16 protein-coding genes are annotated in these 13,918 nt (G+C 62.0%); 13 read left to right on the top strand and 3 right to left on the bottom strand.

Going from position 1 to position 13,918, the window contains the following annotated elements:
• Window positions 1-155: 155 nt before the first annotated feature.
• Together GN234_RS10225 and fliK are read right to left on the bottom strand one after the other, a co-directional pair.
• Window positions 156-485, bottom strand: coding sequence for an EscU/YscU/HrcU family type III secretion system export apparatus switch protein (locus GN234_RS10225; RefSeq protein WP_109751363.1), 330 nt, complete (start codon window positions 483-485; stop codon window positions 156-158).
• A complete protein-coding gene (gene fliK, locus GN234_RS10220) occupies window positions 482-2,053 on the bottom strand; it encodes a flagellar hook-length control protein FliK (RefSeq protein ID WP_109751364.1) in 1,572 nt (523 codons plus the stop codon). The genes GN234_RS10225 and fliK overlap by 4 nt, the downstream gene beginning before the upstream one ends.
• Before the next feature lie 197 nt (window positions 2,054-2,250).
• Between fliK and ccmA the strand changes: the two genes are divergently transcribed.
• From ccmA to GN234_RS10165, 11 genes are all read left to right on the top strand, one after another.
• Window positions 2,251-2,886, top strand: a complete 636-nt coding sequence (gene ccmA, locus GN234_RS10215) for a cytochrome c biogenesis heme-transporting ATPase CcmA (RefSeq protein WP_109751365.1) — start codon at window positions 2,251-2,253, stop codon at window positions 2,884-2,886.
• Window positions 2,883-3,551, top strand: coding sequence for a heme exporter protein CcmB (gene ccmB, locus GN234_RS10210; protein WP_109751366.1), 669 nt, complete (start codon window positions 2,883-2,885; stop codon window positions 3,549-3,551). The genes ccmA and ccmB overlap by 4 nt, the downstream gene beginning before the upstream one ends.
• Window positions 3,552-3,645: 94 nt before the next feature.
• On the top strand, window positions 3,646-4,401 hold the full coding sequence (locus GN234_RS10205; protein WP_176688402.1) for a heme ABC transporter permease: 756 nt from the start codon (window positions 3,646-3,648) through the stop codon (window positions 4,399-4,401).
• Window positions 4,398-4,574 (top strand): heme exporter protein CcmD, encoded by a 177-nt coding sequence (gene ccmD / locus GN234_RS10200; protein ID WP_109751368.1) that lies wholly within the window; start codon window positions 4,398-4,400, stop codon window positions 4,572-4,574. Before GN234_RS10205 ends, ccmD begins: the two co-directional genes overlap by 4 nt.
• Window positions 4,571-5,026 carry a cytochrome c maturation protein CcmE gene (ccmE, locus tag GN234_RS10195; protein ID WP_163854850.1) on the top strand — a complete coding sequence of 152 codons (456 nt, stop codon included), beginning with the start codon at window positions 4,571-4,573 and terminating at the stop codon, window positions 5,024-5,026. Before ccmD ends, ccmE begins: the two co-directional genes overlap by 4 nt.
• A gap of 3 nt (window positions 5,027-5,029) precedes the next feature.
• Window positions 5,030-7,018 carry a heme lyase CcmF/NrfE family subunit gene (locus tag GN234_RS10190; protein ID WP_109751370.1) on the top strand — a complete coding sequence of 663 codons (1,989 nt, stop codon included), beginning with the start codon at window positions 5,030-5,032 and terminating at the stop codon, window positions 7,016-7,018.
• The gene (locus GN234_RS10185; RefSeq protein WP_109751371.1) at window positions 7,015-7,551 is read left to right on the top strand and encodes a DsbE family thiol:disulfide interchange protein; all 537 of its coding nucleotides are present in this window, start codon (window positions 7,015-7,017) and stop codon (window positions 7,549-7,551) included. Before GN234_RS10190 ends, GN234_RS10185 begins: the two co-directional genes overlap by 4 nt.
• The gene (locus GN234_RS10180; protein ID WP_176688401.1) at window positions 7,548-8,021 is read left to right on the top strand and encodes a cytochrome c-type biogenesis protein; all 474 of its coding nucleotides are present in this window, start codon (window positions 7,548-7,550) and stop codon (window positions 8,019-8,021) included. Before GN234_RS10185 ends, GN234_RS10180 begins: the two co-directional genes overlap by 4 nt.
• Window positions 8,014-9,216 (top strand): c-type cytochrome biogenesis protein CcmI, encoded by a 1,203-nt coding sequence (ccmI, locus tag GN234_RS10175; protein ID WP_116831753.1) that lies wholly within the window; start codon window positions 8,014-8,016, stop codon window positions 9,214-9,216. The genes GN234_RS10180 and ccmI overlap by 8 nt, the downstream gene beginning before the upstream one ends.
• Before the next feature lie 14 nt (window positions 9,217-9,230).
• Entirely contained in the window at window positions 9,231-9,638 is a 408-nt protein-coding gene (locus GN234_RS10170) for a hypothetical protein (RefSeq protein ID WP_176688400.1), read from the top strand.
• Between the two features lie 385 nt (window positions 9,639-10,023).
• A complete protein-coding gene (locus GN234_RS10165) occupies window positions 10,024-12,117 on the top strand; it encodes an LTA synthase family protein (protein WP_109751375.1) in 2,094 nt (697 codons plus the stop codon).
• Window positions 12,118-12,179: 62 nt separating this feature from the next.
• On the opposite strand, the gene GN234_RS10160 is transcribed toward GN234_RS10165, so the two are convergent.
• Window positions 12,180-12,332, bottom strand: a complete 153-nt coding sequence (locus tag GN234_RS10160; RefSeq protein WP_003183939.1) for a DUF3309 family protein — start codon at window positions 12,330-12,332, stop codon at window positions 12,180-12,182.
• 289 nt (window positions 12,333-12,621) lie between these two features.
• On the opposite strand from GN234_RS10160, the gene GN234_RS10155 reads away from it, so the two are divergent.
• Both GN234_RS10155 and GN234_RS10150 read left to right on the top strand, forming a co-directional pair.
• Entirely contained in the window at window positions 12,622-13,437 is an 816-nt protein-coding gene (locus GN234_RS10155; RefSeq protein ID WP_109751376.1) for an SDR family oxidoreductase, read from the top strand.
• Window positions 13,438-13,494: 57 nt separating this feature from the next.
• Window positions 13,495-13,827, top strand: coding sequence for a YnfA family protein (locus GN234_RS10150; RefSeq protein WP_109751831.1), 333 nt, complete (start codon window positions 13,495-13,497; stop codon window positions 13,825-13,827).
• Window positions 13,828-13,918 lie beyond the last annotated feature (91 nt).

The following is a 13,918-nucleotide window of genomic DNA, read 5'->3' as shown; positions in this document are numbered from 1 at the left end:
ATAGATGTGGGAGCGAGCCTGCTCGCGATAGCGGTGTGTCAGTCAATATCAATGTTGGCTGGCAGGACCTCATCGCGAGCGAGCTCGCTCCCACAGGTTTTTCTAGTGCTCACACACTGATCGTTCCAGCCAGCACACCGCCCTGGTGGCTGTGATCAGTAATCATCGCCACGCTCGGTCACATCCTTCTCGACACTCGGCGCATTCGGGTCATAGCCCTGGGGAAACTTGCCCTTGAGGTTCCAGGCAAACGCGATGATCTCGGCAATCGTGCGGTACAGCTCTTCTGGAATGCTGTCCCCCAGTTCCATCCGCGCCAACAACTTCACCAACTCGGCGTTTTCATAGATCGGTACTTCGCTTTCGCGGGCGATGCGCAGGATTTCCTCGGCCAGGGCTTCGTCGCCCTTGGCGGTGAGGGTCGGGGCGTGATGGCCATCGTACTTGAGGGCGATGGCCTGGCGGGGTTCGGTGTGGGTTGTCATGCGGTTTCGTCCACCCAGCGTTGTTCCAGGCGAGTCTTGGGGCCTTGGGGCGGGGTGCCGAGGTGGCAGTCCAGTTCGCCGACGTTCAGGCCGCAGGTTACCAGGCGCTCGCGTAATGCGGTCAGGTTGCTTTCGATCAGGCTTGCGGTGTACGGCCGCTCTGCCCACAACTGGCTGGACAGGCTGCCGCTGAGCAACTGTGCCTGAACCTGCAACGGGCCGAGCGGTTCCATGTCGAACGCCAATTCCACCCGCCAGAGCTGCTGTTTCGGCTCGCGTTCTTCCCGGCGATCCTGTGGTTGCTCCCGGGGCGGGGTTTCCTCGCGCTGGAACTTGACCTGCAACGGCACGATGTCCTGCAGGTTGCGCATCGGGATTTCCAATTGCCAGGTGCTCATCAGCCGACCGTCGTCGGTCAGGCCGGTCTGTTCCAGGCTCGACAACTGATGGCTTTGCAGGCGTGACACAGCAGCTGCGGCCAGGCGTAGCAGGTGTTCCAGGTCGCCGCCTTCGTCCTGCTCTTTCAACAGGCGCGAGGGCAGTGGAAAGCTGGTGGGTTGCGGTTTGGCGCTGACCTGGCCGAGCATCCCCAGGGCGCTGCGCACGAAACTGGGCAGGACCTGGGCCAGCGTGTTGGCGGCAATGATGGCGCCGAGGTTGGTGGAGGCGGGCAGGGCCGGTGTCAGTTGGGCGATCAGTTTCAGCAGGTCGCCTTTCATGTCCGGCGCCAGGCTCGGTGGTTGCCCGGCGAGCAATTTGCTTTCCAGGAACACCCCGCTGGCGACCATGGCCTGGGCCAGGCCTTTGGGCGTGCTCAGTTGCTGGACATCCGGCAGGCCAGCCAGCAAACGAGTCACCGCGGCGCGCAGCTCGGTGCCGGTGTCGTCAGTGACCGGCAGGTTTTGCAGGGCGGTGATCAGGCTGTCCAGCGAACCCTGGCGGCTCACTTGGGTGACCAGTTGCTGGCTCACCGCCAATTGCTCGTGGCGGTTGCTCAGAGGAACGAATTTCAGCGTCTGGGCATCTTGCACCTGAGCGCTCAAGAGCGTGCCGATGCGCAGCGGTTGCGGGCTGTCGATGTCCAGGGTGCTGCCAGCCTGGGCGGTGTTGAGCAGGCTCACCAATGATCGATAGACCGCCGGCTGCCCGGGCAATGACGGCAGCGCCTGGCTGGTCAGTACCTTGCCTTGCAGCAACGTGCCGACCGGCATTTGCGCCGTGTCGATGCGGGTCAAGGTGGCGACGCTGGAGGCCACGGCCTGTTGCACGGCGATCGCCAGGTTGCTGGCGGACGGCTGGGTCACGGCCAGGCTGGTGCCCTGGGGCAGTGGCTGGCTGCTGGTGGCCTGCACGGTGGTCTGGCGGCCGCTCTCCAGGGTGACCTTGAGCAGCAACTGGAAAGTCTGGTCGGCCTGCTTGAGCGAGAGCACTTCGGCCTGGGCGGTCTGGCCCGAGCTGATCAGGCCTTCGGTCGGCACCAGCAGTTTGAGCAGCTCGCCACTGACCACTGGCGTACGCGTCGTCGCGGTGGGCTGGGGCAGCGGCAGGATGTTCATGTCGCCTGTCATTTGCGGTCTTACCTGGGAAAATAAGCCCTCTTTAGAGTAGGGCATGACATGTATAATGCCGCCCGTCTTTCAGGGAGTGGCGAAAACCTTGCAATTGTTTGACGCAGCTCTGTGGAACAGGTCGTCAAAGCATCTATGCTGCACCTCTTTAACGGCCGCTGCACCGCCGACTTGAACCGTATAAGGCCCGCGATCCCTTGACCAGTCCTCTCCTGCAAACCGTTGGCCTCGCCTGTGAGCGAGACTTGCGACTGCTTTTCGAAAATCTCGAATTGAGACTCTCGCGTGGCGATATGGTGCAGATCAGTGGTCCCAACGGCAGCGGCAAGACCAGCCTGCTGCGCCTGCTGGCCGGCCTGATGCAGCCCACCGCAGGTCAGGTGTTGCTCAATGGCCAGCCCTTGCACAGCCAGCGCAGCGAACTGGCCCGTAACCTGCTCTGGATCGGCCATGCCGCCGGTATCAAGGATTTGCTGACCCCCGAAGAAAACCTCAGTTGGCTGTGCGCGTTGCATACGCCGGTCGGGCGCGAGGCGATCTGGCAGGCGTTGGCGGCTGTAGGGCTGCGCGGTTTCGAAGACGTGCCGAGCCACACCTTGTCCGCCGGTCAGCAGCGCCGAGTGGCCCTGGCCCGGTTGTACCTGGACAGCCCGCCGTTGTGGATTCTCGACGAACCGTTCACCGCCCTGGACAAGCAGGGCGTCGCCCAGCTCGAGGAACACCTGGCCCGGCACTGTGAAAACGGCGGCATGGTGCTCTTGACCACCCACCACACGCTGGCGCGAATGCCAGCCGGTTATCGCAACATTGATCTGGGGAACTGGGCCGTATGAGTGTGTTTGGCCTGTTGCTTGCCCGCGAGGCGCGCCTGCTGTTCCGTCGTCCGGCCGAATTGGCCAATCCACTGGTGTTCTTCGCGATCGTCATCGCACTGTTCCCGTTGGCGGTCGGTCCAGAGACTCAATTGTTGCAAACCTTGTCTCCGGGACTGGTCTGGGTCGCCGCGCTTTTATCGGTCCTGCTCTCGCTGGACGGGCTTTTCCGCAGTGATTTCGAAGACGGTTCACTGGAACAGTGGGTCCTTTCGTCGCACCCCCTGGCCCTTCTGGTTTTGGCCAAGGTACTGGCACACTGGGTTTTTTCCGGACTGGCACTGGTGCTGCTCTCGCCGCTGCTGGCGATGATGCTGGGGCTGCCCGGCGCGTGCATGCCGGTGTTGCTGGTGTCGTTGCTGCTGGGCACTCCGGTGCTGAGCCTGCTTGGTGCGGTGGGCGCGGCGTTGACGGTGGGGTTGAAGCGCGGCGGCCTGTTGCTGGCGTTGCTGATCCTGCCGTTGTATATCCCGGTCCTGATCCTGGGCAGTGGTGCCTTGCAGGCGGCATTGCAAGGCATGCCCGCGATCGGTTATCTGCTGTGGCTTGGGAGCCTGACCGCCCTGGCGATAACCTTGACACCCTTTGCAATAGCCGCTGGCCTGAAGATCAGCGTCGGCGAATAATAACGAGGCCTGGTCAGAAACTGACCACTTCTTTGGAAGTAAAGGCCGCCCCGGCGGTTCGTGATGGCGAGCCGCAACCGTGATGGAAACAGTAATGAACTGGACCTGGTTTCATAAGCTCGGCTCACCCAAGTGGTTCTACGGCATCAGCGGCAAACTGCTCCCATGGTTGAGCATCGCGGCACTGTTGCTGATTGGTTCTGGCGTGGTCTGGGGCCTGGCCTTCGCACCGCCGGACTACCAGCAAGGCAACAGCTTCCGCATCATCTACATCCACGTGCCCACGGCGATGCTGGCCCAGTCCGTCTACGTGATGCTGGCGGTGTGCGGTGTGGTCGGGCTGGTGTGGAAGATGAAGCTGGCCGACGTGGCCCTGCAATGCGCCGCGCCCATCGGTGCCTGGATGACCGCGGTGGCGCTGATCACCGGTGCGATCTGGGGCAAGCCGACCTGGGGTTCGTGGTGGGTCTGGGATGCGCGACTGACGTCGATGCTGATCCTGCTGTTCCTGTACTTCGGTCTTATTGCGCTGGGCAACGCCATCAGCAATCGTGACAGTGCCGCCAAGGCCTGTGCGGTGCTGGCGATTGTCGGCGTGATCAACATCCCGATCATCAAGTACTCGGTGGAGTGGTGGAACACCCTGCACCAGGGCGCGACCTTCACCCTCACCGAAAAACCGGCGATGCCCGTCGAAATGTGGCTGCCGCTGTTGCTGACCGTGCTGGGTTTCTACTGTTTCTTCGGCGCGGTGCTGCTGCTGCGCATGCGCCTGGAAGTGCTCAAGCGTGAGTCCCGGACCAGTTGGGTGAAGGCCGAAGTACAGAACAGCCTGGAGGTCGCTCGATGAGTTTCGCTTCATTCGGCGATTTCCTCGCCATGGGCCATCATGGCCTGTATGTCTGGTCAGCCTATGGCATCTGCCTGGTGGTGCTGGGCCTCAACGTGGCGGTGCCGATCCTGGCCCGCAAGCGGTATCTGCAACAAGAGGCGCGTCGTCTGCGCCGGGAGAACGGTCAGTGAATCCGCTGCGCAAAAAACGTCTTGTCATCATTCTTGCGATCCTGGTGGGTGTCGGTGCCGCGGTCGCCCTGGCCCTGAGTGCCTTGCAGCAGAATATCAACCTGTTCTACACCCCGACCCAGATCGCCAACGGCGAAGCGCCCAAGGACACCCGCATCCGCGCCGGCGGCATGGTGGAAAAAGGCTCGCTGGTGCGCTCCGGGGATTCGCTGGACGTGAAATTCAATGTCACCGACTTCAACAAGACCGTGACCATCAGCTATCGCGGCATCCTCCCGGACCTGTTCCGCGAAGGGCAGGGCATCGTCGCCCTGGGCAAGCTCAACGCCGACGGCGTGGTGGTGGCCGACGAAGTGCTGGCCAAGCACGACGAAAAATACATGCCGCCGGAAGTGACCAAGGCCTTGAAAGACAGCGGCCAGTCGGCGCCCGCTCCCGTGAAGGAGGGTTGATCGATGACTACCGGCATCTTTATTCCCGAGCTGGGCCACCTGGCTATGATCCTGGCCCTGTGCTTTGCCCTGGTGCAAGCCGTGGTGCCGTTGCTGGGGGCCTGGCGTGGTGACCGATTGTGGATGAGCCTGGCCCAGCCGGCGGCGTGGGGCCAGTTCGTCTTTATGCTGTTCGCCTTCGGTTGCCTGACCTATGCGTTCATGGCCGACGACTTTTCCGTGGAGTACGTCGCCAGCAACTCCAACAGTGCTTTGCCCTGGTACTACAAGTTCAGTGCCGTGTGGGGCGCCCACGAAGGCTCGCTGTTGCTTTGGGCGTTGATCCTCGCTGGCTGGACCTTCGCCGTCTCGGTGTTCTCCCGGCAGTTGCCCCAGGTGATGCTGGCCCGGGTGCTGGCGGTGATGGGCATGATCAGCACCGGTTTCCTGCTATTCCTGATCGTCACGTCCAACCCGTTCAAGCGCATCCTGCCGCAGATGCCGATGGATGGTCGCGACCTCAACCCATTGCTGCAAGACATCGGCCTGATCGTTCACCCGCCGATGCTCTACATGGGCTACGTCGGTTTTTCCGTGGCCTTCGCCTTCGCCATCGCCGCATTGCTTGGCGGTCGCCTCGATGCCGCGTGGGCACGCTGGTCGCGTCCGTGGACCATCGTCGCCTGGGCTTTCCTCGGCATTGGCATCACCTTGGGATCGTGGTGGGCCTACTACGAACTCGGCTGGGGCGGCTGGTGGTTCTGGGACCCGGTGGAAAACGCCTCGTTCATGCCCTGGTTGGTGGGCACGGCACTGATCCACTCCCTGGCCGTCACGGAAAAACGCGGTGTGTTCAAGAGCTGGACCGTGCTGCTGGCCATCGCGGCGTTCTCGCTGAGCCTGCTGGGGACGTTCCTGGTGCGTTCCGGCGTGCTCACGTCGGTGCATGCCTTCGCCTCGGACCCTGAACGTGGCGTGTTCATCCTGATGTTCCTGTTGTTCGTGGTCGGCGGTTCCCTGACGTTGTTCGCCCTGCGTGCACCGGTGGTCAAGAGCCAGGTCGGCTTCAACCTCTGGTCCCGGGAAACCCTGCTGCTGGGCAACAACCTGGTGCTGGTGGTGGCCGCGTCGATGATTCTGCTGGGGACGTTGTACCCGCTGGTACTCGATGCGTTGTCCGGCGCCAAGCTGTCGGTCGGGCCGCCGTACTTCAATGCGCTGTTTATCCCGCTGATGGCAATCCTGATGGTGGTCATGGCTATCGGTGTGCTGGTGCGCTGGAAAGACACCCCGCTCAAGTGGCTGCTGGGCATGTTGACCCCGGTACTGCTGGGCACGGCCGCCCTGGCCGTGGTGGCCGGCGTGGCCTATGGCGACTTCAATTGGGCGGTGCTGGCGACGTTCGTGCTGGCGGCCTGGGTGTTGCTGGCGGGCGTACGGGATATCTTCGACAAGACTCGTCACAAAGGCCTGATCAAGGGCCTGCCGACCCTGACCCGCAGTTACTGGGGCATGCAGGTCGCCCACCTGGGCATCGCCGTCTGCGCCCTGGGCGTGGTGCTGTCCAGCCAGAACAGCGCCGAGCGTGACCTGCGCCTGGCGCCGGGAGAGTCCATGGACCTGGCCGGCTATCAGTTCGTTTTCGAGGGCGCCAAACACTTCGAGGGGCCGAATTTCACGTCCGACAAAGGCACTGTGCGGGTTCTTCGCAACGGCGAGGAAATTACCGTGCTGCATCCGGAAAAGCGCCTCTATACCGTGCAGAACTCGGTCATGACCGAAGCCGGGATCGATGCCGGTTTCACCCGCGATCTCTACGTGGCGCTGGGCGAGTCCCTGGGCGACGGCGCGTGGGCAGTCCGAGTCCACGTCAAGCCGTTCGTGCGCTGGATCTGGTTCGGTGGCTTGCTCACCGGCCTGGGTGGGGTGCTGGCGGCGCTGGATCGTCGATATCGAGTCAAGGTGAAAACCCGGGTGCGTGAAGCCCTGGGCGTGACGGGAGCCACTGCATGAAACGTTGGTTGATGTTGGTGCCGCTGGCGCTGTTCCTGCTGATGGCGGTGTTTTTGTACCGAGGGCTGTACCTGAATCCGACCGAGTTGCCCTCGGCGATGATCGGCAAGCCGTTCCCGGAGTTTTCCCTGCCATCGGTGCAAGGCGACAAGACCCTGACCCGCGCCGACCTGCTGGGCAAACCGGCGCTGGTCAACGTATGGGGCACTTGGTGCATTTCCTGCCGGGTCGAGCACCCGGTGTTGAACAAGCTGGCCCAGAACGGCGTGGTGATCTACGGCGTCAATTACAAGGACGTCAATGCCGACGCCTTGAAGTGGCTGGCCGAGTTCCACAATCCATATCAACTGGACATTCGTGACGAAGACGGCTCCCTGGGCCTGAACCTGGGGGTCTACGGCGCACCGGAAACTTTCCTCATCGATGCCAAGGGTGTCATCCGCGACAAGTTCGTCGGCGTGATCGACGAACAGGTCTGGCGCGAGAAACTGGCTGCCAAGTATCAAGCCCTGGTGGACGAGGCCAAGCCATGAAGCGCTGGTTAGCGGCTGCCGTCCTCGGCTTGAGCCTGGTCGGTGTGGCCCATGCCGCCATCGACACCTACGAATTCGCCAACGACGGCGAGCGCGAACGGTTTCGCGAACTGACCAAGGAACTGCGCTGCCCCAAGTGCCAGAACCAGGACATCGCCGACTCCAATGCACCGATTGCCGCCGACCTGCGCAAGGAAATCTTCCGCATGCTCGGCGAGGGCAAGGACAACCAGCAGATCATCGACTTCATGGTCGATCGCTACGGTGAGTTCGTGCGCTACAACCCCGCCCTGTCCTCCAAGACCGCGCTGCTCTGGTTCGGCCCCGCCGGGCTGCTGCTGGGTGGTTTCGTGGTCATCGCGGTGATCGTGCGTCGGCGCCGGGTCCAGCGCACGGCCGCCCCGGACACGCTTTCTGTCGAAGAGCGCCAGCGCCTCGACCAACTGTTGGATAAAACCAAGCATGATTGATTTCTGGCTCGCCGCAGGTCTGCTTCTTCTGGTTGCCCTGAGTTTTCTGTTGATCCCTGTGCTGCGTGGTCGTCGCGCTCAACGAGAGGAGGACCGTACCGCGCTCAACGTGGCGCTGTACCAGGAACGCATTGCCGAGTTGCAGGCCGAGCAAGAGGAGGGCGTGCTCAACGCCGCGCAACTGGACACTGGTCGCGCCGAAGCCGCCCGCGAGCTGCTCGCCGACACCGAGGGCGCCGATGCGCCACGGGAGTCCCGATTGGGCAAGCCATTGCCGTTGCTCGCCGCCGTGCTGGTGCCGCTGTTGGGCCTGGCGCTGTACCTGCACTTCGGTGCCAGCGACAAGGTCGAGCTGACCCGTGAATTCGCCCAGGCGCCGCAGTCGATGGAGGAAATGACTCAGCGCCTGGAACGGGCGGTGGCGGCGCAGCCGGACTCCGCCGAGGGCTTGTATTTCCTCGGCCGTACCTACATGGCCCAGGATCGACCCGCAGACGCGGCGAAGATCTTCGAGCGCACCGTGGCGGTGGCCGGCCGCCAGCCCGAGCTGCTCGGGCAGTGGGCCCAGGCGCAGTATTTCGCCGATGGCAAGAAATGGTCGGACAAGGTCCAGACCCTGACCGATGAAGCGCTGAAACTCGATCCCAAGGAGGTCACCAGTCTTGGCCTGCTGGGCATCGCCGCGTTCGAAGGCGAGCGCTATCAGGATGCGATCGATTACTGGGGGCGCCTGCTGGTGGAACTGCCGGAGGGTGACAAGTCCCGTGAGGCGCTGCAGGGCGGTATTACCCGGGCCACCGAGAAGCTGCAAGCCAGCGGCGGCAAGGTCGTCCAGGCTCCTGTGACCAAGGCTGCGGCACTGCTCAAGGTGCGTGTCGACCTGGCGCCGGCACTCAAGGCCAAGGTGCAGCCGGGCGACAGCGTGTTCATCTTCGCCCGCGCCGTCAGCGGCCCGCCGGCGCCGCTGGCGGCCAAGCGCATGACCGTCGCCGATCTGCCGATCACGGTGGAGCTGGGTGACGCGGACGCAATGATGCCGCAGTTGAAACTGTCGAACTTCCCCGAAGTCCAACTGGTGGCGCGCATCTCCCGGGCCGGCCAGCCGACCGCCGGTGAGTGGATCGGTCGCAGCCAGCCCCTGGCGAGCAGCACCACGGCGCAGCAACAACTGACCATCGACAGCCCGGACAAATAACAGGAATTCGCACCATGACCGCCATCGCTCGTATCACCCTGCTCACGCTCGTCATGGGCCTGAGCGCTTGTGCGGTCCAGCGTCCGTCGGAGCCCTCGGCGCCGCTGCCACCGATCCCTCCGTCGACCCCGACCACCAAGCCGGTCCCGTCCACACCGCCGGGCAAGCCTGTCACCCCGAACAAACCGGCCAAGCCGGTGCCACGTACCTCCGCCAGTTTCGCCCCGCCGCCGGGTGGTAACAGCCACTGGGACGCCAAGCTTGGGGTCTATGTGCTGGACAACCAGACGAACACGTTCTATCGCCAGCGTACCTATTACCGCTGGAACAACGGTTGGAGCCGTTCAGTCAGCCCCAATGGCCCATGGGAAGACACCACCATCGAAGGTGTGCCGGCGGGCTTGGGGCGGCAATTCCACTAAGCACGGGCCCCTGGAGCCAGAGGGCATCTGTGGGAGCAAAGCTTGCTCGCGATAAAGGCAATGCGGTCTTTCAGAAATCGAGGCGCCTGTTTCGCGAGCAAGCTTTGCTCCCACAGATAAATCCTTTTGCCACAATAGCGTTCGGCTCAACTTCATCAATCGGCCGGGCTTTTTTGTGTTTCCGGATATTCTTTGAACGAAATTTTCACAAAATCTTGCGGACAATCCCCCGCGCTTATATCGCCGCCGGTTATTTAATGGCAATGCCATAGCCGTTCGTGCAACATTTGCGCTCTCGCGCAAGCCCCGAGGCCAGGCTTTGGTCAACAGAGGGCGCGCCGTTGTTTCTTTTGTCACTCCAACTCCAATAGGGTCCTTAAACGACATGGCAATCCCGGACGCCCTGAGTCAGCAGCGCAATACGCATCGCCTGCTGCAACCGACCGTCAAATCGCACCTGGCCTATACGTTGCTTTGCGCCCTGGTGATGATGGTCATGTTCAGCCTGCTGCGCGTGGCGCTGCTGGTCTATAACCGCGAGATGATCCTCGACACCCCGGCCTCGACCTTCGTTGAAGCGTTCGTCAACGGCCTGCGTTTCGACCTGCGCCTGGTGGTCTACCTCTGCATCCCGTTGCTGCTGGCGTTGTTCAGCGCCAGGGCCATGGCGGCCCGTGGGTTCTTTCGTTTCTGGCTGACCGTCACCTCCAGCATCGCGCTGTTCCTGGGCTTGATGGAGATGGATTTCTACCGTGAATTCCACCAGCGCCTCAACGGCCTGGTCTTCCAGTATGTAAAGGAAGACCCGAAAACCGTGATGAGCATGCTCTGGTACGGTTTCCCGGTGGTGCGCTACCTGCTGGCCTGGGTCGGCGGCACCCTCATCCTGAGCCTTGCTTTCAAGGGCGCTGACCGCGCCACTCGGCCCCGTGGGCCGTTCAGTGGCGGCACCATCGGTACCCGGCAGATCGCTCCGTGGTATGGGCGTGTCGCGGTGTTCATGGTTTGCCTGCTGGTGGCCGTGGCCGCTGCACGCGGCACCCTGCGCCAAGGCCCGCCGCTGCGTTGGGGTGACGTCTACACCACCGATTCGAACTTCGCCAACCAGTTGGGCCTCAACGGTACGTTGTCGCTGGTGGCGGCGGCCAAGAGCCGGATGTCCGAAGACCGCGACAACATCTGGAAAGCCACCCTTGAACAACCGCTGGCACAGCAGACCGTGCGGGACATGCTGGTGATGCCTGACGATAAACTCGTGGACACCGAGACCGCCGCCGTGCGCCGCGACTACACGCCGCCAGCGGACAAGACCCTGCCGATCAAGAACGTGGTTGTGATCCTCATGGAAAGCATGGCCGGTCACTCGGTGGGCGCCCTGGGCGCGCCGGGCAACATCACGCCTTACCTGGACAAGCTGTCCAAGGAAGGCCTGTTGTTCGACCGTTTCTTCTCCAACGGCACCCACACCCACCAAGGCATGTTCGCTACCATGGCGTGCTTCCCGAACCTGCCGGGTTTCGAATACCTGATGCAGACGCCGGAGGGCAGCCACAAGCTGTCGGGCCTGCCGCAACTGCTCAGCGCCCGTGACTACGACGACGTGTATGTCTACAACGGCGATTTCGCCTGGGACAACCAGTCGGGGTTCTTCAGCAGCCAGGGCATGACCAACTTCATCGGGCGTAACGACTTCGTGAACCCGGTGTTCTCCGATCCGACCTGGGGCGTGTCCGACCAGGACATGTTCGACCGTGGCCTGATCGAGCTCAAGGCGCGGGAAAACGGCAAGCCGTTCTATGCCTTGCTGCAAACCCTGTCCAACCACACGCCGTATGCTCTGCCGACACCGTTGCCCGTGGAGCGGGTCACCGACCGCGGCAGCCTGAACGAACACCTGACCGCCATGCGCTACGCCGACTGGGCACTGGGCCAGTTCTTCGAGAAGGCCCGCAAGGAGCCGTACTTCAAGGAAACCCTGTTCGTGGTGGTCGGCGATCATGGTTTTGGCAACGAACGCCAGATCACCGAAATGGACCTGGGCCGTTTCAACGTGCCGATGCTGCTGATCGGCCCGGGCATCCAGGAAAAATTCGGCCAGCGTAACCATACCGTGGGCACTCAAGTCGACATCGTGCCGACCATCATGGGCCGCATCGGCGGGCAAGTGCGCAACCAGTGCTGGGGCCGCGACCTGCTGAACCTGCCGCAAGGCGACCCTGGTTTTGGTGTGATCAAGCCGTCGGGCAGCGAACAGACCACGGCGATCATCCGCGATGACCAGATCCTGGTACTGCCGAAGGAGAAGGAAATGGCGCCGAAGATGTATCGCTATGAGCTGGGCGCCAACCCGCATGCGGAAATCATCCCGGATGCAGCGGATACCGCGCAGATGAAACTCAAGCTCGAATCGTTCCTGCAAACGGCGACCAAAAGCCTGTTGGATAACACCGCTGGCGTCGTTGACGGCAAGCCGGATTGATAAAACAGCGAGCATAAAAAGAGGCCTCTAGAGGCCTCTTTTTTTTGCACTTACTTGGTGGTTTATATCTTGCCCAGTAATAGCAGGACCAACAGCACCACCAACACTACACCAATGATACCGGACGGACCGTAACCCCAACTTCTGGAGTGCGGGAAGACCGGAAGACCACCGATCAGCAGGAGGATCAGGATGATGATAAGAATTGTGCCCATTGTAGATTTCCTTATTGGTCAGTTCTGGGGTGATACAACTTTCAACTGCCAGCGCGCATGCGTTAAATCCGGGCGGCTTAATAAGTCCGACCGTAACGTCCTGTAAAAAATTCAAAGTTTTTTGTGGTCGTATGAAAGTGCAATTGTGCAGCCCAATACCCACAAAGGGCGCTCCTCGATCAAAACCCATTACGGTTTGCCCTCGCCATTCAGCAATCTGATGGAGCGTGGGTCCGCAGAACTCCTTCGCTACACTCGGCCTATCTCTCCCGGAACAAGGCTGTTTGCTATGCAAAATCGCATGATGATCACTGGTGCCGGCTCCGGCCTGGGTCGCGAAATCGCGCTGCGCTGGGCCCGCGAAGGCTGGCGTCTGGCCTTGTCGGATGTCAGCGAGCCAGGCCTTGTGGAAACCCTCAAGCTGGTGCGCGCCGCCGGTGGCGACGGCTTCACCCAGCGTTGCGATGTGCGCGACTACAGCCAATTGACTGCGTTCGCCCAGGCTTGCGAAGAGAAGCTCGGTGGCATCGATATCATCGTCAACAATGCCGGCGTTGCCTCGGGCGGGTTCTTCAGTGAGCTTTCCCTGGAGGATTGGGACTGGCAGATCGCAATCAACCTGATGGGCGTGGTCAAGGGCTGCAAGGCGTTCTTGCCGCTGCTGGAGAAAAGCCGCGGCAAGATCATCAACATCGCCTCCATGGCGGCCCTGATGCAGGGGCCTGCCATGAGCAACTACAACGTGGCCAAGGCTGGAGTAGTGGCATTGTCGGAAAGCCTGTTGGTGGAACTGGCGCAGCAGGAAATTGGCGTACACGTGGTGTGCCCGTCGTTCTTCCAGACCAATCTGCTGGACTCCTTCCGCGGCCCGACCCCGGCCATGAAGGCCCAGGTTGGCAAGTTGCTGGAAAGCTCACCGATCAGCGCCGCGGATATTGCCGACTACATCTACCAGCAAGTCGCCCAGGGCCAGTTCATGATCCTGCCTCATGAACAGGGGCGCATGGCGTGGGCCCTCAAGCAGAAGAACCCACAATTGCTGTACGACGAAATGACCGTCATGGCCGACAAGATGCGCGCCAAGGCCCGGCAAAACCTGAATTGACCTGGCTGCCCGATGTCCTCAGGATGGCGCCATTCGGCCTTCCTGATGGACATCTGCATGCTCAATTACCTGTGGTTTTTTCTCGCCGCGCTGTTTGAGATCGCGGGCTGCTACGCCTTCTGGTTGTGGCTGCGCCAGGGCAAGAGCGCCTGGTGGATCGTCCCGGCATTGCTCAGCCTCACGTTATTCGCCCTGTTACTGACCCGCATCGAAGCGACGTACGCCGGGCGCGCCTACGCCGCCTATGGCGGTATCTATATCATTGCCTCGATCGGCTGGCTGGCCATGGTGGAGCGGGTGCGGCCATTGGGTTCCGACTGGATTGGCGTGGCGCTCTGCGTGTTGGGGGCGAGTGTGATTCTATTCGGCCCACGACTCTCGGCGCCCTGAAACCACCTGCGATCCGACAGGGTTTTGCAGGAAGTTTCCGTCAGTCACAGGAGCTTTGCTTGTAGGGCCTTACTGAATTCTCGCGGGTGTC

This window comes from Pseudomonas bijieensis, from assembly GCF_013347965.1.
GTDB classification, from domain to species: Bacteria; Pseudomonadota; Gammaproteobacteria; order Pseudomonadales; family Pseudomonadaceae; genus Aquipseudomonas; species Aquipseudomonas bijieensis.
Note: the sequence above shows the minus strand (reverse complement) of the source record. Positions and strands in the feature narration are given on the sequence as shown.

Excerpts from the sequence above, each read along its gene's own strand:
- GN234_RS10225 (WP_109751363.1), bottom strand. The coding sequence starts at position 485 with ATGACAACCCACACCGAACCCCGCCAGGCCATCGCCCTCAAGTACGAT.
- fliK (WP_109751364.1), bottom strand. The coding sequence starts at position 2,053 with ATGACAGGCGACATGAACATCCTGCCGCTGCCCCAGCCCACCGCGACG.
- ccmB (WP_109751366.1), top strand. The coding sequence starts at position 2,883 with ATGAGTGTGTTTGGCCTGTTGCTTGCCCGCGAGGCGCGCCTGCTGTTC.
- GN234_RS10205 (WP_176688402.1), top strand. The coding sequence starts at position 3,646 with ATGAACTGGACCTGGTTTCATAAGCTCGGCTCACCCAAGTGGTTCTAC.
- ccmD (WP_109751368.1), top strand. The coding sequence starts at position 4,398 with ATGAGTTTCGCTTCATTCGGCGATTTCCTCGCCATGGGCCATCATGGC.
- GN234_RS10190 (WP_109751370.1), top strand. The coding sequence starts at position 5,030 with ATGACTACCGGCATCTTTATTCCCGAGCTGGGCCACCTGGCTATGATC.
- GN234_RS10185 (WP_109751371.1), top strand. The coding sequence starts at position 7,015 with ATGAAACGTTGGTTGATGTTGGTGCCGCTGGCGCTGTTCCTGCTGATG.
- GN234_RS10180 (WP_176688401.1), top strand. The coding sequence starts at position 7,548 with ATGAAGCGCTGGTTAGCGGCTGCCGTCCTCGGCTTGAGCCTGGTCGGT.
- ccmI (WP_116831753.1), top strand. The coding sequence starts at position 8,014 with ATGATTGATTTCTGGCTCGCCGCAGGTCTGCTTCTTCTGGTTGCCCTG.
- GN234_RS10170 (WP_176688400.1), top strand. The coding sequence starts at position 9,231 with ATGACCGCCATCGCTCGTATCACCCTGCTCACGCTCGTCATGGGCCTG.
- GN234_RS10165 (WP_109751375.1), top strand. The coding sequence starts at position 10,024 with ATGGCAATCCCGGACGCCCTGAGTCAGCAGCGCAATACGCATCGCCTG.
- GN234_RS10160 (WP_003183939.1), bottom strand. The coding sequence starts at position 12,332 with ATGGGCACAATTCTTATCATCATCCTGATCCTCCTGCTGATCGGTGGT.
- GN234_RS10155 (WP_109751376.1), top strand. The coding sequence starts at position 12,622 with ATGCAAAATCGCATGATGATCACTGGTGCCGGCTCCGGCCTGGGTCGC.
- GN234_RS10150 (WP_109751831.1), top strand. The coding sequence starts at position 13,495 with ATGCTCAATTACCTGTGGTTTTTTCTCGCCGCGCTGTTTGAGATCGCG.